Here is a 23,719-nt window from a genome sequence, read left to right as displayed (position 1 = left end):
TGTCCCTGTTTAGGGCTGTGGGAAAACCTGGGAATTCCTGTGGGGATCGACGTCAAGGAATATGTGCGCATTCCCCGAAAAGGGGCAAAGAGATGACCGGCTTCCCTTGTGCGTGGGGCGAGTTGGCCGTCCGTTGTCCACAGGGCTGTTGGGATACCCATGAGTTATCCACAGCCTGTGTGTGAGGTCTGTGGATGTCGCGGTGATCGTTTAGTCCGCCGAGTGCTCGGCGATGGATTCCCCTATCGAATCGCGTTCACACACTCTTCGAGAGAGGAATCCCTCACTCCAAAGAGCGGATCAAGAGAATTGGGGTGACGAATGCGCAATGTCCGGTGTTGTGAGCTGATGAGGTGACTGTGGTGATGTGTCGACATTGCCGGGTTGGTGTTGTCGACTTGTCCCCAGCCGCAGCCCCAAGCCTGTGGATAACTTTTCCGGAGCGGTGCCCCGGCCCGCGATTGACGGGCCGCTCAGCCCCGCCCGTCCTGGCAGCGGGCCAGCCACTCCGTCGCCTCCGCGAACGCCTCGTCCGAGGTGCCGTGGCGCAGCGGGGCCAGGTCCGCCGCCTCCACCCCCGCGCGCGGGTACGAGCCCAGGAAGCGCACCTTCGGGCAGATCCGCTTCAGCCCCATCAGGGCCGACCCCACCCGCCGGTCCGCGATGTGCCCCTCGCAGTCCACCGAGAAGCAGTAGCGGCCGATGCCCTCGCCGGTCGGGCGCGACTCGATCCGCATCATGTTGACGCCGCGCGCCGAGAACTCCTGGAGCAGCTCCAGCAGCGCGCCCGGGTGGTCGTCGCCGAGCCAGATCACCACGGACGTCTTGTCCGCGCCGGTCCGGGCGGCGGGCCGGGCCGGGCGGCCGGCCAGCACGAAGCGGGTCATCGCGTTCTGCGCGTCGTGGATGTCGGTGACCAGAGGCTCCAGACCGTACTTCGGCCCCGCGAACGCGCCCGCGAACGCCGCGTCGTACCGCCCCTCCTGCACCAGCCGCGCGCCGTCAGCGTTCGAGGCCGCCGACTCCCACAGAGCCTCCGGCAGGTTCGCCGCGAGCCAATTGCGGACCTGCGGCTGGGACACCGGATGCCCGGTCACCGTCTTGACGTCCGCGAGCGTGGTGCCCGGCCGCGCCAGCAGCGCGAAGCTGATCGGCAGCAGCACCTCGCGGTAGATCGTCAGCGGTTCGCCGGTGGCCAGCTCGTCGAGGGTCGCGGTGACCCCGCCCTCGACCGAGTTCTCGATGGGCACCAAGGCGGCCGCCGCCGCGCCGCTGCGCACGGCGTCCAGCGCCGCCGGCACCGACACCATCGGGACCAGCTCCCGCGTGGCGGCCTCCGGCAAGGACCGCAGCGCGGCCTCGGTGAAGGTGCCCTCGGGGCCGAGGTAGGCATAGTGACTGGCCGACATCACGCTGGCTCCCTGTGATCGTATGAGAGTCGCCACGATACCCAGCGGTGACAGGGGCCGAGGCGGTTCATCCCCCGCTCACCCTTCCAAGAGTGCCTGACCCACGTACTCGTCCGGCGCGCAGCCGCCCGGCACCGCGAAGAGCGCGCTCGCCTCGTGCCGCAGGAACCGGGACAGATCGTCCCCGAGGTCCAGCTTCCGCTGCACCGGCACGAACCCCTTCATCGGATCCGCCTGCCACGCGATGAACAGCAGCCCCGCGTCCGGCGCCCCGTCGTCGCGGAAGCCGTCGTGGTACGAGAACGGGCGGCGCAGCATCGCCGCGCCCTGGTTCGACTCGGGGGCCGCGACCCGTACGTGGGCGGCGCCCCCGATGGCCAGCCCGCCGTCCGCGCCCATCTTGTCGAGCCGCACCGGCGTCGTCTCGGTGCCGCCGGACAGCGGTGCCCCGTCCGACTTGCGGCGGCCGACGACCTTCTCCTGCCGCTCCGTGGAGAGGTTGTCCCAGGAGTCGAGCAGCATCCGGATCCGGCGCACCACGGCGTACGAACCGCCCGCCATCCACGCCGGGTCCCCCTTGTCCGGTACGAAGATCCGCCGGTCGAAGTCCGGCTCCTCCGGCTTGGGGTTGTTCGTGCCGTCGACCTGGCCCATCAGATTGCGCATGGTCATGCGCCGGCCGGTGGCTCCGGGGGTGCGGTTGAAGCCGTTCATCTGCCAGCGCAGCCGGGCCACCTCCCCGGCCTCCCGCTGCAGCGCGCGCAGCGCGTGGAAGGCGACGAGCCCGTCGTTCGCGCCGATCTGGATCCACAGGTCGCCGTTGCTGCGCTTCGCGTCGAGCGCGTCCGAGGCGAAGTCGGGCAGCGGAGCGAGCGCCTCCGGGAGCTGGTCCTTCAGCCCGGCCCTGCCGAAGAAGGAGCGGCCGAAGCCGAAGGTGACCGTGAGGGACGACGGCCCGGCGTCGAGCGCGATGCCCGTGTCGTCCGGCGGCGTCCTGCCCTCGGTCAGCTCGCGCGCCGTCCTCGACCACCGGCGCAGCAGCGCCGCGGTCTTCTTGCGGTTCGCGCCGGGCGCCAGGTCGAAGGCGATGAGATGGCCGTGGGCCTGGAGCGGGGTGGTGATCCCCGCCTGGTGCTTGCCGTTGAAGGGGACGGCCGCCCGGCCGACGGAGCTGAGCGGTCGGGGCGTGTTCCGCGTCGCCTCCGCGGCGTACGCGCCGGCCGCCCCGCCGGCGACGAGCCCGGCCGCGCCCGCGGCGCCGGCCGAGCCCAGCAGTCGGCGCCGGGACACCCCGGCCGGGTCGGTGTGCTGGTCCTGCGGGGTTTCGGGGGCTTTCGGGGCCTGCTGAGTGCTCATTGTGCGATCTTCACGTTCCTGGTCTCCGTCACCTGGTCGATGTCGGAGGTACGTACGGTCAGGGAGAGCAGCCACTTCCCGGCCATGGGGAGTTGCACGCCCTGGGCGTTCCAGTGCCCGGTGGAGCGGTGCTCGAGGGGGATCGTCAGCGGGCCCAGGCCCTTCTCCTTGAGGGTCAGGGAGACCTTCACCTCGGGCACGTCGATCGGGCGGTCGGCGAAGTCGCTGATGAAGACGTTGAGGGTGTTGTCGCCGGGCAGCGCCGGGTCCATCATGACAATGGCCTTGCCGCGGCCGCTCTTGGGGCCGGTGTTGTACGGGATCTCCACGCTCACCGGATCGACGTTCAGCGCACCGGGGTCCGCGGCCGCGGCCGCGGGGGGCCTCCCGGTGTCCGCCCGGCCCGGCTGGGTGCCGCTCAGCACGGTGGTCACCGCGAGCAGCACGGCGGCCACGACGGTCTCGGCGATCACGGAGCGGCGCAGCCCGCTGCGCTGCGGGTCGGCGTCGCGCTCCCGCCGGGCGGCGGTCTTGTCCTTGGCCGCTCGCTGACGGGCGAGCTGGGCGGTGCGTACGGGGTCGTCGTCGGCCCCGGAGCCCGCTGCGGAGTCCTCACCGGAGCCGGAGCCGGAGCCGGAGTCGGAGCCGGAATCGGGGTCGGGGTCGGGTCCGGCGGCGCCGGTACGGACCGGCTGCCCGGCCTTCACCACCGCCTTCGCGTCGGTCCGGGCCTCCGCCTCCGCCGCCACCTGCGCCTTCTCCGCGCTCCCGGCCTCGGCCCCGCCTTCCGCCCCGGCGGAGACCTCGGCCGTGGCGTCGTCAAGGCGCGCGGTCCAGCGGCGCGAGACGGCGGCGATGCCGACGAGCACCGCCACCAAGGCCAGCTTGATCAGCAGCCAGCGCCCGTATTCGGTGCCGGTCAGCGCCTTCCACGAGCCGACCTGCCGCCACGACTGGTACAGCCCGGTGAGGACCAGGGCGATGACGGAGCCGAAGGCGAGCCGGGAGAAGCGGAGCACGGCCGCCCGCTCGATCGGCACGCCCGCGCGGAGCGTCACCGCGAGCGAGGCGAGCCCGCCCAGCCACACCCCGACCGCGATCAGGTGGATCACGTCGACCGGCATGGCCAGCTGCCGCTGGATGCCGACCGAGGCGTGCTCGGCCATCGCCCAGGTCGCGGCGAGGCCCACCGTGACGACGACACCGCCGAAGCCGAGCCCGAAGGCGAGGTCCTGGCGGCGCCGGGCGTCCTCCTCCGCCGCCTCGGTGTGGCGGGTGTACGAGCCGAAGAGCACGGCCAGGAAGACCGCCGCCACGCCGAGCAGCAGCAGCCGCGACAGCAGCGCCGCGCCCGGCTTGGTGTCGAGGGCGTCGCCGAGCCCGCCGAGGTCGAAGACCTTGCCGAGCCCCTCGGAGTCGGCGTAGGGGCCGCGCAGCAGCAACAGCATCACGGTGGCCCCGAAGAGCGTCGCCCAGCCGCCGACGGCGATCTTCCGGACCGGGCGGGAGGAGCGGCACACCCCGGCGAACACACAAGCGCCGACCAGCGCCGCGAATCCGCCGTAGGCCGCGTACCGCCCGATGCCGTACAGCGTCGTGACCGTGCTGTCGCCGCTCTCGCCCGTCGGCGCCTCGACCGAGGTCTTGGACGGGGCGCCGATGGAGAAGGTGAACGCGCCGCTCACCGGGTGGCTGTCCTCCGAGACCGCCTTCCACGCGACCGTGTACGTGCCGTCGGGCAGCCCGGAGCGCAGGTCGACCGACGCGGTCGACGACTTGCCGTCCACGTGTGCCGTCTTCCCGGTGTCCACGCGCTTGCCCTTGGGGTCGAGGACGCGCACCGCGTCCCTGCCGAGCAGCACGCCCTCCGTGAAGGTGAGCGCGACGTCGGACGGCGCGGACTTCACCACCGCGCCCTCGCCGGGGCGGGTGGAGGTGAGCGCCGCGTGCGCGGAAGCGGGCCCGGCGCCGAAGCTCAGCGCGCACAGCAGCGCGGCGAACAGCGCACCGAGGACCGACAGCACCCGCCGGGCGGTGACGGAGGTCCCGGCACCGGTCCGGGGCCGGGCGGTCGGGGAGGTCAGCGAGGGCATCGGCTGTCAGTCCTTGGGACGGTATGTCATCGGCTCGACCGGGACTTTGATCTTGACGGCGTCGGACGTGGCGAAGTGCAGGGTGAATGCGACCTTCTCACCGACCTTCGGCTTGTGGGTCAGTTTTGTCAGCATCAGATGATCGCCCCCGCTGGACAGCCGGAGTCGGCCGCCTCCGGGCACGTCGAGCGAGCTGACCTGCCGCATCTGGGTGCCCTTGGTGGTGTGCAGGGTGACCTCGCGGGCGAGCGGGGTGGTGATGGACGTCAGCTTGTCCGCGCCGCCCCCCTTGTTCGTCACGGTCAGGAAGCCGGCCGCCATGTCGGCCATCGCGGGCCGCGGGATGTACGCGCCGCTGACGGACAGCTCGGGGCGGTCCCCGCTGCCGCCGTCGTCGCCGCCGCAGGCGGTGAGCGCGCCGGTCAGTCCGAGGGCGAGGGCGGCCGCGGCGGCGGCCCGGTGCCGGACGGTCACGGGTTCTCCCCCTTGATGATCTTCGGGAGGTCCTTGGTGTACTGCTGGGGTGAGGTCGACGTGGTGTAGATCCAGTGCCCCTTGTCGTCCTTCGGCGAGAAGCCCATCACCTGGGCGCCGTGGTTGACGATGACGCTGCCGTCCTTCTCCTTCTTCGGCTTCTCGATGAAGATGCCGAGCGGCTTGGCCCCGGCCTGGATGGTGTCGAAGTCGCCGGTCAGCCCGATGAAGTCCTTACCGCCCTGGGCGTCCAGCCACTTCCGCATCCGCTGCGGGGTGTCGCGCTCCGGGTCGGTGGTGACCATCACGACCCGCAGCTTCTCCCGCTCGGCCTTGGACAGCTTGGACACGGCGATGCCGAGGTTGCTCATGGTCAGCGGGCAGACGTCCGGGCAGTGGGTGTAGCCGAAGAAGAGCAGGGTCGGGTGCCCCTTGGTCTCCTTGAGTAGGTCGTACTTCTTGCCCTCGGTGTCGGTGAGGACGAGGTCGGGCTTGGTCTTGGCGTCGCCGTTCAGGACGATCGCCTGTCCCGTCTTCCGGCCGCCCGAGACGCTGGCGGCGCTGTCTCCCTTGTCCCCGCCGTCGCCGGAGCCCCCGCAGGCGGTGAGGGTGAGCGCTGCGGCGACGACGAGGGCGGAGCCCAGGATCTTGGTGCGCATGGAGCTGTTCTCCAAAGAGATCGTTGGATCGGTGGTGCGTGAGGGCGGCGGGCCCGGGGCCCGCCGCCCGGCGTACCGCGGCGCCGGGTCAGGACGCGCGGTCACGCCGTGCCGTCACGCGGGGTCCGGCTGGGTCAGGCGGAGCGGCGACGGCCCGCGAGCACGCCGAACGTGACTCCGGCGGCGCCGATGACGATGCCCGCGATGCCCAGCACCCGTGCGGTGGTGTCGGTGCCGTCGTCGTCCGACGCAGAGGCGGTCTTCGCCGCGTCACCGGACGCCGTGGCCTTCGTCCCCTTGGCGTCGCCTGCGTTTGCGGAGCCGTGCCCGTCCGAGCCCTCGGCCGCGTCGGTGAGCTTGAGGACCGGCGCCGGGTTCTCGGGCTCCGGCGCGCCCTCCTCGGGCTCCTCGATCCAGCGCACGACCTGCTTGTCGTCGTACGTCTGGAGGGCCTTGAAGGCGAGCTGGTCGGCGTCCTTCGGCAGCGGGCCGACCGAGACCGGGAACTGCTGGAACATGCCCGGCTCGATCTTGCCGCCGGTCCAGGTGATCTTGCTGACCGCCTCGGTCACCTTGCCGTCGTCGGTCTCGATGGGCTTGGCCAGCTTGGACTTGGTGACCTTCACGTCCCAGCCGGGCACCGGCTGGGGCATCACGGACGCGAGCGGGTGGTCGGTGGGCAGGTTGACCTCGAGCTTGACGGTCGAGGAGTCGTCCCGCTCGTTGGGCACCTTGAAGTCGACGGTGCTGTAGCCGCCCTTCTCGGCCTGCCCCGGCTGCACGCTGACGTGCGCGAAGGCGGGGCCCGCGGCGAGCAGCACCAGGGCGCCCGCGGTGAGGCCGCCGAGAACCGGCAGACGGCGAAGACGCATGGCGTTCATGTCAAACGCTCCAGATGAGGAGTGATCGGTGGGATGGCGTGCGTGCGGCGCCGGCACGGCCACCCTCCGGTCCCGCTGGAGGAGTGTCGTGTCAGGCCGCCAACTCGCAAGCCGGCGGTCCCCGCCGGATCACGCTGTGCTGGAGGACGACGGCCGTCGTCCCGCCCTCGTCCGCCCCGTCGTTACGAGGGCGGGGCGGCGCGGTGCCGGACGCGGCGTCCGCAAGCCCGGCGAGCAGCGTCCGTACGAGGCCCAGCGCGGCGCGCAGCGACCGTACGAGCGCGGCTTCCGCGACCCCGCGCGCACCGTCCAGCGACAGCCGTACCGCCCGCCACACGGCCCTCTCGCCGCGCCGCAGCAGCCAGCCGACGGCGAGCGCGGCCAGCAGATGGCCCAGGGTCATCGGCAGCGACGGCAGCAGGGCCGTCCATCCCCTGTGGTGCCCGGGATCGGGCATCGCGGTGGACGGAGCGGAGTGCAGCGACGAGGGGTCGATGCCCGACCGGGCGACGATCCGGTGCGCCGTGGCCGCGTCGAGGCGGCCGGGAAGCGTGGTGCACAGCAGCTTCGCCGCCATGCCGATGACGCGGCCGTCGGCGGCGTCCGCGCGGTGGGCGGCCTCCGCGGCGGCGGCCGCCTGCTGCTGCCCGTAGCCGAAGAGGGAGTGCAGCGCGAGCTGCCCCAGGGCCAGCAGCGAAGCGATCCCGGGCAGCGACCGCTCCCGCCCGGCCAGCGGCAGGGCCACCGCGAACATCGCCGCGGCGCCCACGCCGAGCGTCCACAGCGGCACGGTCGCACAGGACGCCAGCACGTGCCCCGCCGCGGACAGCACGACACAGACCGCGGTGAACACCGCGGCCCGCAACATGCGTAGATCGGCACCCGCACGGGCGACAGGGGAAGCCATGGCCGCGCCATCATCCCACCGGGCAAACGCGTTCCCTACGGCGGGTAGGGCGTACCGGCGCACACCGGGACAGGTCTATACACCGATGCGCCTACCGCGCGCGTCCGCCGAATGAGCGGAGTCACGTCAATCGGACGCTTACGGACCATGGACCCAGGCAATACGTAACGGTATGTCGAGCCGCGGCCGGGAGGCTGGAGCATGAGCATCTGGTGGTCACTCCATTTGCCCCGCGAGGCGGCGAGCGTTCCGCTCGCACGACGACTGCTCCTCGGCACCATGGAGACGGCCGGAGTCGATCCGGAGATCTCCTACGACCTGTCGGTCGCCCTTTCCGAGGCATGCGCGAACGCGGTGGAGCACGGCGGCAGCGACGGTATGGGCGGGGATTACCGCGTCACGGCCTTCATCGACGGCGACACCTGCCGTATCGAGGTCACCGACTCGGGCCCCGGCTTCGCCCGCCGCGGCACCGTACGCCGTGAGTCGCGCACCCGGAGCGAGCGGCGTCCGGCATCGGCGCCGAGGCCGCAGCACCCGCAGAGTCCGGCTCCCGCACACGCGGAGCACGGGCGGGGGCTCTTTCTCATCGAGGCACTCACCGACCACGTCCGCTATCGCGACCGACCGGGCCGCGGCGGGGTGGTGGTGAGCTTCGACAAGATCCTCAAGTGGCGCGAGGACTCCCTGCTCAGGGCGTCCTAGTCGCGCCTCCGGAGGTCTCACCGGGCGGCAGCGCCCGGCACAGCGCGTCCAGCGCCGCCGCGAACGCGTGGTCGCGCGGGGCCGCATAGCCCACCACCAGGCCGTCGTGGGCCGGTCCGGTGGCATCGGGGTGGCGGTAGTCGGCCAGCCCGTCGAGGGCGAGCCCCTGCGCGATGGCGGCCCGCACGGCGGAGCGCTCGGTTCCGGGCGGCAGCGCGAGGACCGCGTGCAGCCCGGCGGCGATGCCGGAGACCCGGATGTGCGGGGCGCGCTCGGCGAGAGCGGCCACCAGCTGGTCGCGGCGCCGCCGGTAGCGCTGACGCATCCGGCGCACATGGCGGTCGTAGCCCCCGGACTCCAGGAAGTCCGCGAGCGTCAGCTGATCGAGGGCGCTAACCCACGCCTCGCGCTCCCCCTTGGCGGCCAGCGCCTCGTCCACCAGCGCGTCCGGCAGGACCATCCAGCCCAGCCGCAGGGCGGGCGAAAGGCTCTTGCTGACCGAGCCGACGTACAGCACACGGTCGGGGTCGAGGCCCTGGACGGCGCCGACCGGCCGCCGGTCGTAGCGGAACTCCCCGTCGTAGTCGTCCTCCACGATCAGCCCGCCACTCGCCCGCGCCCAGCCGACGGCCGTGGCGCGCCGCTCCGGGTGCAGCGGGCCACCGGTCGGGAACTGATGGGCGGGGGTGAGCAGCACGGTCCGCACGCCCCGCAGGTCGCGGCGGATGGCCAGCTCCTCGGTGCGGGCGCCGTCCTCGTCCAGCGGGAGCGGCACGGTCCGGATTCCGGCGGCGGCCAGCAGCGAGCGGTGGAAGTCCAGGCCGTACGCCTCGACCGCCGCGGTGTGGCGCAGGGCGCGGGTGCCGCTCAGCAGCCACAGGGCGTGCGCGAAGCCCGAGCAGATCACGATCCGGTCCGGGTCGGTGCGTACGCCGCGGGCCCGCGCGAGGTAGTCGGCCAGGGCGCGGCGCAGCTCCGGTCGGCCGTGCGGATCGCCGGGGCCGAACGCCTCGCCGGGCGCGGCGGTCAGCGCGCGGCGGGCCGAGGCCAGCCAGGCGGTGCGCGGGAAGGCGGCGGCGTCCGGCTGCCCCTGGAGCAGGTTGTGGACGGGGCGCGCGGCGTTCCCCCGGCCGCCGCTGGTGGTCCGTCCGCCACCGGGCCGTGCGGCGGCGGGCGGGTCGGTACGCCGGGCCGCGAGCGGGTCGGCCCGGGGCGCCACGCGCGTCCCCGAACCCTGGCGGGCGGTGAGCCAGCCCTCGGCGACCAGCTCCGCGTACGCGTCGGCGACCGTGTTGCGGGCGATGCCGAGGTCGGCGGCGAGCGAGCGGTAGGGCGGCAGCCGGGTGCCGGGGGCGAGCCGTCCGTCCCGTACGGCGTCGCGCAGCGCGCGCGTCAGTGCGGCCCGGCGGCCGCCCGCCCCGGCCAGCTCCAGATGCAGGTCACTGCCCAGGGCCTCCGCCGAATTGACCCACGATTCCGCCATGGGCACGCACCCTATAGGCGGTCACTGACGGGTGGGGGAGCGGCGCCGGCCGCTCCCCCCACCAGCGTCCCGCTTCGCTTCGGCCTCAGCTCCGCTGCGCGACGATCCGGGCCATCCACGCCTCGACGTCATCGGCGGACCGCGGCAGCCCCGCCGACAGATTGCGGTTGCCGTCCTCCGTCACCAGGATGTCGTCCTCGATCCGGACGCCGATGCCCCGGTACTCCTCGGGCACCGTCAGGTCGTCCGCCTGGAAGTAGAGGCCGGGCTCGACGGTGAGGCACATGCCGGGCTCCAGCGTGCCCGCGACATAGGTCTCGGTACGGGCCACGGCGCAGTCGTGCACGTCCAGGCCGAGCATGTGGCCCGTGCCGTGCAGCGTCCAGCGGCGCTGCAGACCCAGCTCCAGCACACGCTCGACCGGGCCCTCGACCAGGCCCCATTCGACCAGCTTGGTGGCCAGGACGCGCTGGGCGGCGTCGTGGAAGTCGCGGTACTTCGCGCCCGGCTTGACCGCCGCGATGCCCGCCTCCTGCGCCTCGTACACCGCGTCGTAGATCTTCCGCTGGAGCGGGGTGTAGCTGCCGCTGACCGGCAGGGTGCGGGTGACGTCCGCGGTGTAGAGGGTGGTGGTCTCGACCCCGGCGTCGAGGAGCAGCAGGTCGCCGGAGCGGACCGGGCCGTCGTTGCGCACCCAGTGGAGGGTGGTGGCGTGCGGACCGGCGGCGCAGATCGAGCCGTAGCCGACGTCGTTGCCCTCGACGCGGGCGCGCAGGAAGAACGTGCCCTCGATGTACCGCTCGGAGGTCGCCTCCGCCTTGTCGAGGACCTTCACGACGTCCTCGAAGCCCCGCACGGTCGAGTCGACGGCCGACTGCAGCTGGGCGATCTCGAACTCGTCCTTGACCAGGCGCTGCTCGCTGAGGAAGACCCGCAGCTCCTCGTCGCGCTCGGCGGTGACCTTGTCGGTCAGCGCCGCCTCGATCCCCGCGTCATGGCCCCGTACGACGCGCACCGGGCCGGTCGCTGCGCGGAGCTGGTCGGCCAGCTCGCGTACGTCCTTCGCGGGCAGGCGCAAGCGCCGCTCGGCCTCGCCGAGGCTGTGCCGCCGCCCGACCCACAGCTCGCCCTGTCCGTCCAGCCAGAACTCGCCGTTCTCCCGGTTGGAGCGCGGCAGGAGGTACACCGTCGCCTTGTGGCCCCCGGCCGCTTCCGGCTCCAGTACCAGGACGCCGTTCTCCGTCTGGTCGCCGGTGAGGTACGCGTACTCGGTCGCGGCGCGGAAGCTGTACTCCGTGTCGTTGGAGCGCGTGCGGAGGTTGCCCGCGGGGACGACCAGGCGCTCGCCGGGGAAGCGCGCGGAGAGCGCGGCGCGGCGGCGGGCGGTGTTCGAGGCCTGTTCGATGGGGCTCAGGTCGTGCAGCTCGGTGTCCGCCCAGCCGGACTTCATGTTCTCGGCAAGCTCATCGGAAACGCCCGGGTAGAGACCGTTCTTCCGTTGCTTGATGGGCTGCTCCTCGGCCTCCGGGGTCTCCAGAGCGTCAGGAGTGGGCTCCTCGGTCACGTCATCCTCCTCGAACTGGACCTCTCCCATGGTAGGTCCGGGGGTACGGCCCCGGGAGACGTCGTGGACGCTGCTGATCAGCCGCCGATTCAATCGAGGCGGGCTCAGTCGAGGCGGGCTCAATCGAAGCGGGCGACGAGCAGGACGATGTCCTCCGCGCCGTCCCCCGCGTCGTCGTCATGGGTCTCCCCGGTGTCCTCCGTGTCACCGGGCAGCATCGCCTGCAGCACATGGTCCCCGAGGGCGTCCGGATCGGCGCGCACCGACCTGGGGGCGCCGGCCGCGGCCGCGTGCAGCCGCGCGAAGGCGCGGTCCATCGGCTCGCCGGTGCGGTGGAGCAGCCCGTCGCCGTAGAACAAAAGCGTTTCCCCGCAGGCGGGCTCGATCTCCACGCTCGGCGCCTCCCAGCAGGAAAGCATGCCCAGCGGCGCGGACAGCGTGGTCTCCACGAACTCCGTGCGCCGCTCCCCGGTGATCAGCGGCGGACAGTGCCCCGCCCCGGCCAGCAGCACCCGGCGCACCCCGGGCTCGCAGTAGGCGAACAGGGCGGTCGCGGAGCGGGCCGGCTCGGTCAGCCGCAGCAGCAGCTCCAGATCGGAGAGCACGGCGACCGGATCCTCGCCCTCCATCACGGCGTACGCGCGGAGCGAGGCCCGCAGCCGTCCCATGGCGACGATGGTGCTCGGCCCGGAACCGGTGACCGCGCCGACCGAGAGGCCGAGGGCGCCGTCCGGCAGCGCCAGCGCGTCGTACCAGCCTCCGCCGCCCCGCGGGCCGGGACGGTGGCGCACGGCCAGGCGCACCCCGGGAAGCCGCGGCAGCCGGGTGGGCAGCAGCTCCTCCCGGACGGTCGCCACGGTGGCGCGGGCGCGGGCCAGCTCGATCAGCCGGGTGATGTGGGCGGCGGCGTAACGGCAGTACAGCGCCACCAGATGGCGCTGGTGCTCCTCGGGCTCGGCCGGTTCGTCGTAGAGCCAGGCGACCGCGCCCAGCCGCCCGGCGGGCACGCCCGCCATGCCGGGGGCACCGCCGGGGGCGGAAGCCTGCGCGGCGCCCTGCCCCGGGCCCGGCGCCGTACGGTCGCCCGCTCCCGGGGACGCGTCCTCGGCCGGGGCGGGGGCGGGGACGATGCCGAATCCGGGACCGGACCCGGGGCCGGGGAAGGGGTCCAGCGGGACGGCGTAGCTGGCGGCGAAGCCGAGGCGGGCGGCGACCTCGCGATGGCGTGGGTGGAGACCGGCCTCGCCCGCGATGTCGGAGTGGGTGACATCGGCGCGCCGCTTGCCGCCCGGCTCGGGCAGCCCGTCGAGGAGATGGCCGCCGGGCACGGAGGGGCCCGGGATCGTCTCCATCTGGCCGAGGTCGGCGTGGCCGAGGCCGAGGCCGACGCTGGTCACCGGGCCCTGCCCGTCCGCCGGTTCGAGCGCGACCAGCCCGCGCTGCGCGCCCACGAGCGCGGCGCCCGCGCGCAGCAGCTCCCTCAGCGCGTCGTCGAGGGTACTGGTGTGGACCAGCCGCTCGGTGAGTTCGTGGAGCGTGGTGAGGTCCGATACCCACCCGGCCAGCCGGTCCTGAACGCCGGGGTCCGGCCCGGGGAGGGGCGCGCTGATGGGATCGGCAGTTTGCGTGGGTCCGGGTAGGGAAGAATCGATTCCAGCCACTTTCGGCGGATGGGGCGAGTTCATGGACCGCTGCCTTCACCCGCTGCGCCCAGCTTGCTCAATAGCATCGCAAACCCCCTGTCATGCTGCGCCGCTACTGTGCCGCTACTGTCTCCAGATGTACACGCACGGGAGAGGCGATGTCCAGCATTGTCCCGGTGGTCTTGTTAGTGTCTGTGGGGAATTGAACTTGGCCGAAAAAAAGTCGTTACGCTGTCAATTTGAGGTCGACTGACGTCATTCGACAGCGCGTCGTCTCCATCGCGGCGGGTACACATTCGGAGAGGGACTGGGGCAGTTCGGACCGCCCCGGAACCCCGTGGCCGGTCCAGGCGTCATAGACCACAACGGCCGCGCCCCTCTTCGAATGGCGAGGAAACGCACCACCCAGGACGGTAAGCGCCATGCGCGCGCCACCCCTCGCCACGTTCCACGCTCGGCCCGCGGCGTGATGCGCTGCCTTGTACGCGCAGTGACTTGTGATCCACGTGCTGTGAGTGGCCGAACGACGCCCGGCAGCGCCACGTAGTGCCATGTAGTGCGAACGGATACAGCCCTCGGCGTTAACGGAAAGGAACGAGCGCTCATGCGCGAGATCCTCGGAAGGCGACGCAAGTTCTCGCTGCGGCGCGGCGCACGCTCGCCGCAGCTCCGCGCGGCGCTCACCTGCGCCACCGAGTGGCAGTGGCCCGTCCTGCCGGGCATCGGCCTCCAGACCGGCGGCGGACGCCTGCGGGTGTGCGGCTGTCCCGACCCGGAATGCGCGGTGCCGGGCGGCCACCCCTTCGACCCCGCTCTCCTCGCGGCCACCACGGATCCGCGCATGGTGCGCTGGTGGTGGACCAACCGCCCCGGCGCGCCGCTCCTCCTGGCCACCGGCGGCACCGCCCCGTGCGCGCTCAGTCTGCCCGCGGTCGCCGGGGCCCGGGCGCTGGCCGCCTTCGACCGGGCGGGCGTCCGGCTCGGCCCGGTGGTCGCCACGCCCACCCGCTGGTCGCTGCTGGTCGCCCCGTACTCCCTCGAGGAGCTGGGCGAGCTGCTCAACCGCCAGGACTGGGTGCCCAGCTCGCTGCGGTTCCACGGCGAGGGCGGCTATTTGGTGCTGCCGCCGTCGCAGACGGGTCTTGGCCGGGTGCGCTGGGAGCGGACGCCGCAGCGCCGTCGCGGGCGGCCCTGGCTGCCGGAGGTGGCCACCGTGGTGGACGCGCTCGTCGAGGCGAGCAGCAGCGCGCCCGACGGGGGCAGCCGGCTCGCCTACTGACCCGGGACCCCGGGACGCGACACTCAACAGAACCTGTCGACATCACACGCGGCGCGGCCCACGGCCTCGCCGCGTGTGGTGCGTTCGGGGTGATCTTCCGCGGCCGGGCGCCGACTGGTGGGTTGGCCTGCGCGTCGGCCTGTGGCGGGGGCAACTCCCGCGCCGCCGCGGCCGATTGGTTCGTACCGGACCGTTGCGTTCCGGTACCGGACATGCAAGCGCCCGGTCGCTGGCGACGGGGGATGCACCAGCGACCGGGCTTTTAGAACCGTAACAAGAGATCGGCCCCAAGCAAATTCGATCGCGGATTTCCGGACGTGTAATTCCAGGCCGTAACCGTAAGTTGTGAGCAGCGTCACGCCGCTCGGCCGAACCGTCGGTAACGCTCAGCTGAGCGTGACCTGACGGTTGGTGAGACCGCCCCGGGCGCGCCGCTGTTCGGCGGTGAGCGGCTCGTCCGAGGCGAGCGCCTCGCCCAGCCGCTCCGCCAGCTCCGCGGCCGGCTTCTCGGTCTCCTCCGCGCCCATGCCGCGTGGCAGGTCCCACACCGGCACGGTGAGCCCGTGGGCCCGGAAGGAGCCCACCAGGCGGGTGCCCTCGCCCAGGGAGGACGCCCCCGCCGCGTGCAGCCGCGCGAGCGCGTCGAGCAGCTTCTCCTCCGGGTGGGCCATCACCCAGCGCAGGTGGTTCTTCTCCGGTGTCTCGCACCAGTAGGCGGCCTCCACGCCGGTGAGCCGGGCGGTCGGGATCGCGGCGGCGTTGGCCCGTTCCAGCGACGCGGCGACCTCCCCGGTCGCGTTCGCTGCGTCCTCCAGCCAGAACTCGAACCCCTCGTGCAGGGTCGGCGTGAAAGCGCCGTTCGGGTCGAGCAGATCCTGGAGGCGCGGACCGTCGCCGGGCGCCCGCTGGGCAGACACCGGCGTGCCGGGCTCGGCGGTCAGCGCGCGCCGCAGCGTGTCGGCCAGGTCGCGGCTGAGGTCGCCGGAGGCCGTGTCGTTCTGCAGGCCGACCAGTACGGCGCCGCTGTCCCGGCGCAGCGCGGGCCAGGCCATCGGCAGCACGGTCGCCAGGGTGACCGACGGCACACCCTCGGGCAGCCCCTCGGCGAGGGGCAGCCGGACGGTCGCGGCGGGCACCAGCTCGCGCAGCGCCACCCAGTCGCATTCGCCGGGGAGTCCCTCGAAGGGGCGCTGCACCAGCTCGGTGACGGCGTGGGCGGCCTCCCGGCCGTGGCAGCCCTTGTAGCGGCGGCCCGAACCGCACGGGCAGGGCTCCCGCGCACCCACCACGGGGATGTCGCCCGTGGCGCCCCGTGGTCCTGCGGCCTTCGTCTGGGGGCGGCGCTTCTTGGCCATGGTGTGGCTGTCTCCCGATCGTGGCGGCTCAGGGCTTGTCCGCACGGCTCGTACACGGCTCGTATGCGCTCGGATCGGCTACGGGCTCGTATCGGCGCGTACGTCGTCGTACGGCTACGCGTACGGGCGGGAGCCTAGCCCTTCGGCCGAAGCTCGTCGGCCAGATGCGCCGCGTCGCTCATGCCAGCTCGTCCAGATCGGCGAAGCCCAGCTCGCGGTCGAAATCGGGATCGATGTTCGTGTCGATGTTCGTGCTGCCGTTGGCTCTGCCGTTGGTGCTGCCGTTCGTGCGGAGGCCGGGCTCCGCGCCGAGGTCGGCCGACAGCATGACCCGGCCGGAGAAGCCGGTGTCGGCCGGGAGGAGGGCCCATACGGTGACCTCGCCCGTGCCGTCGCGCACGCCCCAGTCGTCGGCCAGGGACCTGATGATGTTCAGCCCGCGGCCCCCGCGGGCCGTAACGGAAGGTTTGGCCGGAAGTGGCCTTGTGGGGCCACCGCCATCCGTGACTTCGACCCTCACCCGATCGTCTTCGTCGACGCTCCATGCCGCGCGAACCGTCCCGCCGCCAGGGGCGGAGCGCCATGCGCTGCCATGTCGCCACGCATTGCTGAGCAGTTCCGAAAGGATCAACACTGCGTCGTCTATGACCGAATCCGATACCCCAGTCCTGCTCAAATCGCCGCGCATCCAGTGTCTTGCCGCGCGGACGCCCGCAGGACCATGGGGTACGGCCATGGTCGACGACGTCGGCACCTTCTGTGCCACCACCAACGCCACCCCCGAGACCTCCTTAGCCCCACGCCAGGGGATGAATGCCCCGACGGGCTGGAGCGGAAACCGGCCAAGTGGCATCGTGTGACGCACTCGTCACGATCGAATACGTAACGAACGCGCCGGTGCACGCCTTGTAATGCCCACTATGAACGCCCGAGTTGGGACAGTACCCGTTTGGGGCGATTCGTGATCAGCGCGTCGACCCCCAGTTGCACGCACAGCTCGACATCGGCCGGGTCGTCGACGGTCCACACGTGCACTCCGTGCCCCGCGCGCTGCAGCCGCGCCACATACGTCGGGTGGTTGCGCACGATCCGGATGCTGGGCCCCGCGATGTGCACCCCCGGCGGAAGCTGTCCGTCCCGATGGCGCGGCAGGATGAACTGCATCAGATAAACGGTGGGGATGGCGGGCGCCGCGCTGCGCACCCGGTGCAGCGAGCGCGCAGAGAAGCTCATGACGCGCACGGGCGGCGGTTCGCCGGGCGGCGGCGTGTCGAGCCCGTACCGGCGCAGCAGCTGGATCAGCCGGTCCTCGACCTGGCCCGCCCACCGGGTGGGATGCTTGGTCTCGATAGCCAGTTCGACATGGCGTCCGGCGTCGGCGATCAGCCCCAGCAGCCGTTCGAGGGTGAGGACGGACGTACTGTCGCGGCTCTTGCGGTCCGGCGCCTCCTTGTCGGTGGCCTGACCCTTCCAGGAGCCGAAGTCAAGGGCCGCGAGATCGGCCAGCTCCAGCCCGGAGACCGCGCCGCGGCCGTTGGACGTGCGGTCGATGCGCCGGTCGTGGACGCAGACGAGGTGCCCGTCGGCGGTCAGCCGGACATCGCATTCGAGGGCGTCGGCGCCGTCCTCGATCGCCCTGCGGTATGCGGCCAGGGTGTGCTCCGGCGCGTCCTCGGAGGCCCCGCGGTGGGCCACGACGGACACGGTGTGCGGACCGGGGCGGATGTCCCGGTCAGAACGCGCATAGGTCACCGCGTTATGGTGCCACCGCCCGGTGTCACTCGGTGGAAGGTTCCTCTTCCTGCCGTTGCCCGGAATGGCGGTAGGGCGAATTGTCCGGGATAAAGGGTGGTAGTCCACACGGCCGCCGCTCCTTACGGCGGTCTGACGCGCTGTGGGAAAAGCTGACAACGGTGATACGTACGCGTGGGCCGTCATGAAAAACTGTCGTGCACCTGAGGAGACAGCTGTGAGCACCGAGAACGAGGGCGCTGCCGTACCGCCTGCGGCCGGGCCGCAACCGGCCCCTCCGGCGCCGCACCCGAACCCTGCGGTGCCGCCCGCCCCGGACTTCGAGCCCACTGCGGGCGCGAAGCCGGACGCGCCGGACGCCCCGGCCGCGCCGATAGGCGCGGCTCCGGAAGGCCCGGCCCCGGATCCGATGGCGAAGGCGGGCGACCCGGCGCCGTCCCCCACCCCTCCGGCCCAGCCCCCGGCCCCCACCCAGCCCCCGGCGGCGTTCGCGTCGACCGGTGCGGGCGACCCCGGCGGTGCCCCGGGCTTCGGCGCTCCGGGCTCCGGAGCCGGACCGTGGCCCTCCGACGGCCGGCCGGGCGGTCCTTGCGACCCCGGTTCCGGTGGCCAGGGCGGCCCGGGCGACCCGTGGGGAACCGCCCCCGTACCGCCTCCACCGGGGACGCCGGAGCGCAAGCCCCGCGGGCTCGTGGCCGCCGTCCTGGCCGCCGTCCTGGTCGCGGGCGGCATCGGCGGCGGCGTCGGCTTCTGGGCCGCCGACCGGGAGAACAACAGCGGTGACACCACCACCGTCTCCGCCGTCGGCAACCCGAAGGCGGAAAGCCGCGCTCCCGGCTCCGTGTCCAACATCGCGGGCAAGACCCTGCCCAGCGTCGTCACCATCGAGGCGCAGGGCAACAACGGTGAAGGCGGCACCGGCACCGGCTTCGTCTACGACAAGCAGGGCCACATCCTCACCAACAACCACGTCGTGGCCTCCGCCGCCGACAACGGCAAGCTCATCGCCACCTTCTCCAACGGCAAGCGGTACACCGCCGAGGTCGTGGGCAAGGCCCAGGGCTACGACGTCGCCGTCATCAAGCTCAAGAACGCCTCCGGCGCCAAGCTCGACCCGCTGCCGCTGGGCAACTCCGACAAGGTCGTCGTCGGCGACGCCACGGTCGCCATCGGCGCCCCCTTCGGCCTCTCCGGCACCGTCACCACCGGCATCGTGAGCGCCAAGAACCGGCCGGTCGCCTCCAGCGACGGCGGCGGTGGCAGTTCCTCCTACATGAGCGCCCTGCAGACCGACGCCTCCATCAACCCGGGCAACTCCGGCGGCCCGCTGCTCAACGCGGACGGCGGCGTCATCGGCATCAACTCGGCCATCCAGTCCGCGGGCAGCGGCAGCGGCCTCGGCGAGTCCCAGCAGTCCGGCAGCATCGGCCTCGGCTTCGCCATCCCGATCAACACGGCGAAGACCGTCGCCCAGCAGCTGATCAAGACCGGCCAGCCGGTCTACCCGGTGATCGAGGCCACGGTCAGCATGAAGGACTCTGGCGGCGGCGCCACCATCGCCGCCAACGGCGCCGGCGGCAGCCCCGCCGTCGTCCCCGGCGGCCCGGCCGCCAAGGCGGGCCTCAAGTCCGGCGACGTGATCACCAAGCTCGACGACACCGTGATCGACAGCGGCCCGACCCTGATCAGCGAGATCTGGACCCACAAGCCCGGCGACAAGGTCACCCTCACGTACAAGCGCGACGGCAAGACCTCGACGGTCGACGTCACCCTGGGGCAGCGCAAGGGAGACAGCTGACACGCTAGGCTGATCCCCGCGCCACCTGAGGTGGCGCGGGGAGGCTTGCCCGAGCGGCCTAAGGGAACGGTCTTGAAAACCGTCGTGGCAGCGATGTCACCGTGGGTTCAAATCCCACAGCCTCCGCAGTTCGACGGCCCCTGACCAGGCAAGACGGTCGGGGGCCGTCGTCATGCGCGCCACCCGCAGGACACCGCCGTTCCCCACGATTCCCCGACCGATCGGGCACGGAAGGGGCACGGCCGGACACCGGCTGGGAGGGCCCCGTCGACTACCGATTGATCGGAATCTCGTACACGATCTCGCAGTGAGCGGCGGGTACGACGATGTCCGCTGTCTCCACGGGCCGTCCCTGGTCGCTGTAGTACGTCCGCCGGATGTGCGTGACGAGCGCGGCCTTCTGGATGCCGAGAAGCGATGCCTCCTCAGCGGTCGCTTGCCTGGGCTCCGGCTGCTCCACGGCATGGCTGACGGTGATTCCGATTGCGGCCATGCGATTCACGACGCCCGCCCCGGCGTGCGGCCCTCCCTCGGGGAGGACGACGAGCGTGCCGGCGGTGAGGTCGTACGGCTCCCAACTCGTCGACAGCTGCACGGGCCTGGCGTCGGCCAGGAACTCGTACGACGTCCGGACGCACAACTCGCCCTCGGCGATGCCGAGTCGCACCATGAGGCTACGGAAACCCGGCAGTCGGGCTGGTGGCATCGGGCTGGGCTGCTGCTGCCCCGGGTGCTGACCATTTTGGGGACATGGGCCGGTGATCTTGCTGTCCGCTCCTGCCGCTGGCAGGGCCGCCGCAGTGCGGGGGATCACCTGTTCCGATATGCACCGCACTGACTAGGCCGTGTCTTTCGGAACATCGCGAAAGACACGGACTGAGGCTCGGCGCCGTCGGGGCTACCGGGTCGCAGGGCGTGGAGATCCGGCAGATGGCGTTCGCCGACGTGGGCAGGGGGGTCTTTCGTCATTGGCTGTCGCGCAGACGTACGCGCTGCCTCGGTGGGGACGAGTCCGTCTCCACCACGATGTCCTGGATGTCGGGCCACTCCCACTTTCGCGACCCTGGTGGCCTACTTGGCCGCCCAGCGGCCCAAGTTGTTCCGGTTCTCCTCCGCCGCCCGGCGCGGCGCGTCCGGCGATCCCAGCAGTCCGTACGGCAGGTACCCGGACCGGACACCGAGTTCCCACCCATGGACCTGGACGGCGAGGCAGGCCAGGGCGAGGGTGCCGAGGGGGAGGAGGGACCGGGGCGCGGGATCACCGGCATCGGCCTCGACGCTCTCCCGGTACGCGACCAGCCGGGCGACGAGGGCGTCCTCGAAGGCGTGCTGGTCGTCGTCGAGGAGTACGCGGAGCAGCCGCTGGTCCGCGCTGAGCGCGTCGCCGACCTCGTCGAGCCGCCGGGCGGCCTCCGTGCGCTCCCCGGCGTCCGGCTTGCGCAGCGGAACCGTAGGCCAGTCGCGGGGCAGATGCCCGGCTTCCTCGGTGAGATAGGGGCACAGGGCGTCCATGGCGGCGAGGTCGGCGGGGTCGGAGACGGAGGTGTACCGGTTGTAGGGCACGCCGTCACGGATGGCGGGCGCGTAGTCGCCGCGCAGCAGCAGCCCGGTGACCCGCTCCCAGTCCCACACATGCCCGCTGACGACACACATCTCGAACATGTCGAGCCAGGTCCGCGCGGTGGGCGCCTCCTTGACGACGTCCCGGAAGGTGATGGGCCCGTCCCCGAACTCGTCGTCGTCCGGGTCCGTGCTGATCCGCTCCCCGATGAGGGGGAACCGGAGTTCCTGGTCCCCGTTCGGGAAGCACATGATGCTCAGCACTCCGTGCGCACACTCCGCGGCGGTGACGGCGACCGTGCCGGCCGCAGCATCGAGCCCCGGCTCCGTCACCGCTCGCGCGGCGACATGGTCGAGCAGTTCGTCCGCCATGGCCCGGATCAGCGTCGGCGAGATGCTGCCGTACCGCAGCGAGTGCCACCGCGTGTAGGCCCGCCCGTCGATGTCGTCGAGCGCCTCGGCCAACCGCTGCTCGCCGACCTGGTGGCATGGCACATTCCGCATGTTCCCCGGTCCCCTCATGAACTCCACGACTGGACGAAGCACGTTATCAACGGGCACTGACAGCACTGGGGCACTTCGGCAAGCGGTGGATTCCTGGCTCAGCGGGCACGACCTCGCCCCTGGGGCAGGTAGCGGGCACGGTGACGATGAGGACGCGCTGTGCGCCCGAGGGGGCTGCGATGAGTCTTCGTCGTCTGCTCGGTCTACGCTCGTATGGATCAAGATTTCGGCGTCACCGGCGCCCGGGCAGAGGTCGAACTATCCGTCGACGTACCGATCGACCAGTTCTGGGAGGCGATCACGGACCTCTCACGCATCGGCGACTGGAGCCCGGAGTGCACGTACGCGGGTTGGCTGGACGGCTGGAGCGAGCCGACGGTCGGCGCGCGCTTCGAAGCCCGCAACCGTTTCCCCAACGGGCTTGTCACGCAGGTCGTATGCGTGGTCGTCGCGGCGGAGCGGCCGTCCTCATTCGGCTGGCAGGTGTTCGGGGGCTCCCCGGAGACCGAGGAGCATTTCGCCACCTGGCACTACGATCTACGGCCCGCCGAGCGACCGGATCAGACGGTGGTCCGTCAGTCGTTCACCCACGGGCCGGGCGACAGCGGAGCCCGCGCGGCGGTGCGGGCCGACCCCGAGAACGCCGCGGCGCTCCTGCGAGGACGGCTTGACCAGCTCCGCCGCAACATGACAACGACGATTGAGGCGATGGTCCGCGACGTCCGAAGCCGGAACACCGGAGGATCTGCGCGGTAGCCGCTCGGAAGAGGGCGCCCCTGCTGGAGGGACACCCCTTCCGCCTGTCCGCCGTCTCACCCCGTGCCGTGGGGGCCGGTCTGCTCCCGTACTCCGGGCGTCAGGGGATGGAGACGCTGCTGCCGAACTCGAACACCTTGGAGGCGTTCGGCGCGATCTGACCGATCCGTGGCCCCTGACAGTTCGGAAGTGCGAAGGCGGTGGCGACCTGGTTGGTGTTGTTCGACACGAACATCGGCCAGATGTTCGTCGTGTAACAGCCACTTGGGTTGGTGTGAGTGATCAGGCCGACGGTCAGGGTGCCCTCGGCCGCCGCGGCCGACCCCGCTGACGACAGGGCGAGGGCCACTGTCCCCAATGCCGACGCCGCCACAAGCCCAATACGACGCATCGTTGCCTCCTGCTCGGACACGATCCGGAGGAGACGCCGACCGCCTCCTGACCCATTGCTAGCGGCGGTCGCTTGACAGGCGCTCACGGCTCGCGTGAGTGCTGCCGGTGCTCCTCACAGCACGAGCGGATCGTTCCCGGGCCGCCCGGCGTGCCGATCTCCATGCCGGGTGGGCAGGGCTACAGAGCCCGGGAAGCCCCACCCACCGGCTCCGTGGCGCAGGCGCCGGGTCAGGCGGCCCGGGCGCCGAAGTAGTGGCCGCGGGCGAGGTCGTCGATGAGACCGGGGCCGGTCGGGTGCCAGTCCAGCAGCTCGCGGGTCAGCGTGTTGGACGCTGAGACGTCGGCGCCGAGGAAGCGTCCCAGCCAGCCGAAGTGCTCGTCCGCCTGCTCGGCGGGGATGGAGACCACCGGCAGGTCGAGGTGACGGCCGATCACCTCAGCGATGGTGCGGATCGGTACGCCCTCTTCGGCGGTGCCGTGCAGCACCGATCCGGCCGGTGCCTTCTCCACGGCCAGTCGGAACAGCCGCGCGGCATCGAGGCGGTGGACCGCGGGCCAGCGGTTGGAGCCCTCGCCGATGTAGCCGGAGACGCCCTTCTCACGGGCGATGTCGATCAGTCTCGGGACGAAGCCATGGTCGCCCTCGTCGTGGACCGATGCCGCGAGACGCACGAGGGACGAACGGACGCCGCGTTCGGCGAGGCCCAGCGTCGCCCGCGCGCCGGCCTCCCGGGGGCCGGCCGAGGCGGGGCCCGGCTGGTCCCGCTCGGTCGCCACCCGTCCCGGGGCGACTCCGAGCAGGCCGGAGGCGACGACGAGGGGGCGATCGGTGCCCTCGAGCGCGGCGCCGAAGGTCTCGATGGCGCGCAGGTCGGTCTTGACGGCGCCCTCGTAGTCCGAGAAGTCGTGGATGAACGCCAGGTGCACGACCCCGTCGGCCGCGGAGGCGCCCGCGTGCAGGCTGTCGGGGTCGTCGAGGGCGCCGCGGTGCACCTCGGCGCCCGCTGCGGCGATGGCCTCGGCCGAGGCGTTGGAGCGCGCGAGGCCGAGGACCTGGTGGCCCGCGCGGAGGAGTTCGGGAACGACGGCGGAGCCGATGAAGCCGGACGCGCCGGTGACGAATACACGCATCGGTGAGATCTCCAGGT

At 72.1% G+C, this 23,719-nt stretch carries 20 protein-coding genes, 1 tRNA gene and 1 pseudogene; 5 read left to right on the top strand and 17 right to left on the bottom strand.

Going from position 1 to position 23,719, the window contains the following annotated elements; translation table 11 throughout:
• Positions 1-473: 473 nt before the first annotated feature.
• From pheA to ACH4SI_RS12530, 7 genes are all read right to left on the bottom strand, one after another.
• Complete coding sequence (gene pheA / locus ACH4SI_RS12560) at positions 474-1,409, bottom strand: prephenate dehydratase (RefSeq protein ID WP_398295669.1); 936 nt, start codon at positions 1,407-1,409, stop codon at positions 474-476.
• Positions 1,410-1,487: 78 nt separating this feature from the next.
• A complete protein-coding gene (gene efeB / locus ACH4SI_RS12555) occupies positions 1,488-2,765 on the bottom strand; it encodes an iron uptake transporter deferrochelatase/peroxidase subunit (RefSeq protein ID WP_398295667.1) in 1,278 nt (425 codons plus the stop codon).
• Positions 2,762-4,858 (bottom strand): copper resistance protein CopC, encoded by a 2,097-nt coding sequence (locus tag ACH4SI_RS12550; protein WP_398295666.1) that lies wholly within the window; start codon positions 4,856-4,858, stop codon positions 2,762-2,764. The genes efeB and ACH4SI_RS12550 overlap by 4 nt, the downstream gene beginning before the upstream one ends.
• 6 nt (positions 4,859-4,864) lie before the next feature.
• The gene (locus ACH4SI_RS12545; RefSeq protein ID WP_398295664.1) at positions 4,865-5,332 is read right to left on the bottom strand and encodes a copper chaperone PCu(A)C; all 468 of its coding nucleotides are present in this window, start codon (positions 5,330-5,332) and stop codon (positions 4,865-4,867) included.
• Positions 5,329-5,991 (bottom strand): SCO family protein, encoded by a 663-nt coding sequence (locus ACH4SI_RS12540; protein ID WP_398295663.1) that lies wholly within the window; start codon positions 5,989-5,991, stop codon positions 5,329-5,331. The genes ACH4SI_RS12545 and ACH4SI_RS12540 overlap by 4 nt, the downstream gene beginning before the upstream one ends.
• A 134-nt stretch (positions 5,992-6,125) precedes the next feature.
• A complete protein-coding gene (locus tag ACH4SI_RS12535) occupies positions 6,126-6,863 on the bottom strand; it encodes a YcnI family protein (protein ID WP_398296051.1) in 738 nt (245 codons plus the stop codon).
• A gap of 100 nt (positions 6,864-6,963) precedes the next feature.
• Positions 6,964-7,779: a hypothetical protein gene (locus tag ACH4SI_RS12530; RefSeq protein WP_398295662.1), complete on the bottom strand. Its 816-nt coding sequence runs from the start codon at positions 7,777-7,779 to the stop codon at positions 6,964-6,966.
• A gap of 201 nt (positions 7,780-7,980) precedes the next feature.
• Between ACH4SI_RS12530 and ACH4SI_RS12525 the strand changes: the two genes are divergently transcribed.
• Positions 7,981-8,484: an ATP-binding protein gene (locus tag ACH4SI_RS12525; RefSeq protein ID WP_398295661.1), complete on the top strand. Its 504-nt coding sequence runs from the start codon at positions 7,981-7,983 to the stop codon at positions 8,482-8,484.
• On the opposite strand, the gene ACH4SI_RS12520 is transcribed toward ACH4SI_RS12525, so the two are convergent.
• From ACH4SI_RS12520 to ACH4SI_RS12510, 3 genes are all read right to left on the bottom strand, one after another.
• The gene (locus ACH4SI_RS12520; RefSeq protein WP_398295659.1) at positions 8,471-9,967 is read right to left on the bottom strand and encodes a PLP-dependent aminotransferase family protein; all 1,497 of its coding nucleotides are present in this window, start codon (positions 9,965-9,967) and stop codon (positions 8,471-8,473) included. The genes ACH4SI_RS12525 and ACH4SI_RS12520 overlap by 14 nt on opposite strands.
• Positions 9,968-10,052: 85 nt before the next feature.
• Entirely contained in the window at positions 10,053-11,561 is a 1,509-nt protein-coding gene (locus ACH4SI_RS12515) for an aminopeptidase P family protein (protein ID WP_398295658.1), read from the bottom strand.
• An 89-nt stretch (positions 11,562-11,650) separates the two neighbouring features.
• Complete coding sequence (locus ACH4SI_RS12510) at positions 11,651-13,216, bottom strand: SpoIIE family protein phosphatase (RefSeq protein WP_398295657.1); 1,566 nt, start codon at positions 13,214-13,216, stop codon at positions 11,651-11,653.
• A 562-nt stretch (positions 13,217-13,778) separates the two neighbouring features.
• Here ACH4SI_RS12510 and ACH4SI_RS12505 point away from each other — a divergent pair.
• Positions 13,779-14,453: a bifunctional DNA primase/polymerase gene (locus ACH4SI_RS12505; RefSeq protein WP_398295656.1), complete on the top strand. Its 675-nt coding sequence runs from the start codon at positions 13,779-13,781 to the stop codon at positions 14,451-14,453.
• 386 nt (positions 14,454-14,839) lie between these two features.
• On the opposite strand, the gene ACH4SI_RS12500 is transcribed toward ACH4SI_RS12505, so the two are convergent.
• The 3 genes from ACH4SI_RS12500 to ACH4SI_RS12490 all read right to left on the bottom strand — a co-directional run bounded on the left by ACH4SI_RS12500 (position 14,840) and on the right by ACH4SI_RS12490 (position 17,560).
• The gene (locus ACH4SI_RS12500; RefSeq protein ID WP_398295655.1) at positions 14,840-15,808 is read right to left on the bottom strand and encodes a DUF5926 family protein; all 969 of its coding nucleotides are present in this window, start codon (positions 15,806-15,808) and stop codon (positions 14,840-14,842) included.
• 178 nt (positions 15,809-15,986) lie between these two features.
• Complete coding sequence (locus ACH4SI_RS12495; RefSeq protein ID WP_398296050.1) at positions 15,987-16,661, bottom strand: ATP-binding protein; 675 nt, start codon at positions 16,659-16,661, stop codon at positions 15,987-15,989.
• 65 nt (positions 16,662-16,726) lie between these two features.
• On the bottom strand, positions 16,727-17,560 hold the full coding sequence (locus ACH4SI_RS12490) for a glycerophosphodiester phosphodiesterase (RefSeq protein WP_398295654.1): 834 nt from the start codon (positions 17,558-17,560) through the stop codon (positions 16,727-16,729).
• Between the two features lie 217 nt (positions 17,561-17,777).
• Here ACH4SI_RS12490 and ACH4SI_RS12485 point away from each other — a divergent pair, with 217 nt between their 5' ends.
• Together ACH4SI_RS12485 and ACH4SI_RS12480 are read left to right on the top strand one after the other, a co-directional pair.
• Complete coding sequence (locus tag ACH4SI_RS12485) at positions 17,778-19,358, top strand: S1C family serine protease (RefSeq protein WP_398295653.1); 1,581 nt, start codon at positions 17,778-17,780, stop codon at positions 19,356-19,358.
• Between the two features lie 39 nt (positions 19,359-19,397).
• A tRNA-Ser gene (locus ACH4SI_RS12480) sits at positions 19,398-19,484 on the top strand.
• Positions 19,485-19,629: 145 nt separating this feature from the next.
• On the opposite strand, the pseudogene ACH4SI_RS12475 reads toward ACH4SI_RS12480, so the two are convergent.
• A pseudogene (locus ACH4SI_RS12475) lies at positions 19,630-20,025 on the bottom strand (UTRA domain-containing protein); the annotation flags it as partial.
• A gap of 404 nt (positions 20,026-20,429) precedes the next feature.
• Complete coding sequence (locus ACH4SI_RS12470; protein ID WP_398295652.1) at positions 20,430-21,422, bottom strand: immunity 49 family protein; 993 nt, start codon at positions 21,420-21,422, stop codon at positions 20,430-20,432.
• Between the two features lie 213 nt (positions 21,423-21,635).
• Here ACH4SI_RS12470 and ACH4SI_RS12465 point away from each other — a divergent pair, with 213 nt between their 5' ends.
• A complete protein-coding gene (locus tag ACH4SI_RS12465) occupies positions 21,636-22,178 on the top strand; it encodes an SRPBCC family protein (RefSeq protein WP_398295651.1) in 543 nt (180 codons plus the stop codon).
• A gap of 100 nt (positions 22,179-22,278) precedes the next feature.
• On the opposite strand, the gene ACH4SI_RS12460 is transcribed toward ACH4SI_RS12465, so the two are convergent.
• Together ACH4SI_RS12460 and ACH4SI_RS12455 are read right to left on the bottom strand one after the other, a co-directional pair.
• Positions 22,279-22,590: a hypothetical protein gene (locus ACH4SI_RS12460; RefSeq protein ID WP_398295650.1), complete on the bottom strand. Its 312-nt coding sequence runs from the start codon at positions 22,588-22,590 to the stop codon at positions 22,279-22,281.
• Between the two features lie 209 nt (positions 22,591-22,799).
• Positions 22,800-23,702, bottom strand: coding sequence for an SDR family oxidoreductase (locus tag ACH4SI_RS12455; protein WP_398295649.1), 903 nt, complete (start codon positions 23,700-23,702; stop codon positions 22,800-22,802).
• Between the last annotated feature and the right edge of the window lie 17 nt (positions 23,703-23,719).

This window comes from Streptomyces sp. NPDC021212 (genome assembly GCF_044332925.1).
GTDB lineage: Bacteria > Actinomycetota > Actinomycetes > Streptomycetales > Streptomycetaceae > Streptomyces.
The sequence above is the reverse complement of the archived record's forward strand: the minus strand, read 5'-3'. Positions and strand labels throughout refer to the sequence as shown.

Coding starts and splice junctions, on each gene's coding strand:
- ACH4SI_RS12500 (WP_398295655.1), bottom strand. CDS start 15,808: ATGGCCAAGAAGCGCCGCCCCCAGACGAAGGCCGCAGGACCACGGGGC.
- ACH4SI_RS12520 (WP_398295659.1), bottom strand. CDS start 9,967: ATGGCGGAATCGTGGGTCAATTCGGCGGAGGCCCTGGGCAGTGACCTG.
- ACH4SI_RS12515 (WP_398295658.1), bottom strand. CDS start 11,561: ATGGGAGAGGTCCAGTTCGAGGAGGATGACGTGACCGAGGAGCCCACT.
- ACH4SI_RS12465 (WP_398295651.1), top strand. CDS start 21,636: ATGGATCAAGATTTCGGCGTCACCGGCGCCCGGGCAGAGGTCGAACTA.
- ACH4SI_RS12540 (WP_398295663.1), bottom strand. CDS start 5,991: ATGCGCACCAAGATCCTGGGCTCCGCCCTCGTCGTCGCCGCAGCGCTC.
- ACH4SI_RS12455 (WP_398295649.1), bottom strand. CDS start 23,702: ATGCGTGTATTCGTCACCGGCGCGTCCGGCTTCATCGGCTCCGCCGTC.
- efeB (WP_398295667.1), bottom strand. CDS start 2,765: ATGAGCACTCAGCAGGCCCCGAAAGCCCCCGAAACCCCGCAGGACCAG.
- ACH4SI_RS12470 (WP_398295652.1), bottom strand. CDS start 21,422: ATGCGGAATGTGCCATGCCACCAGGTCGGCGAGCAGCGGTTGGCCGAG.
- ACH4SI_RS12510 (WP_398295657.1), bottom strand. CDS start 13,216: ATGAACTCGCCCCATCCGCCGAAAGTGGCTGGAATCGATTCTTCCCTA.
- ACH4SI_RS12525 (WP_398295661.1), top strand. CDS start 7,981: ATGAGCATCTGGTGGTCACTCCATTTGCCCCGCGAGGCGGCGAGCGTT.
- ACH4SI_RS12505 (WP_398295656.1), top strand. CDS start 13,779: ATGCGCGAGATCCTCGGAAGGCGACGCAAGTTCTCGCTGCGGCGCGGC.
- ACH4SI_RS12535 (WP_398296051.1), bottom strand. CDS start 6,863: ATGCGTCTTCGCCGTCTGCCGGTTCTCGGCGGCCTCACCGCGGGCGCC.
- ACH4SI_RS12495 (WP_398296050.1), bottom strand. CDS start 16,661: ATGCCACTTGGCCGGTTTCCGCTCCAGCCCGTCGGGGCATTCATCCCC.
- pheA (WP_398295669.1), bottom strand. CDS start 1,409: ATGTCGGCCAGTCACTATGCCTACCTCGGCCCCGAGGGCACCTTCACC.
- ACH4SI_RS12530 (WP_398295662.1), bottom strand. CDS start 7,779: ATGGCTTCCCCTGTCGCCCGTGCGGGTGCCGATCTACGCATGTTGCGG.
- ACH4SI_RS12550 (WP_398295666.1), bottom strand. CDS start 4,858: ATGCCCTCGCTGACCTCCCCGACCGCCCGGCCCCGGACCGGTGCCGGG.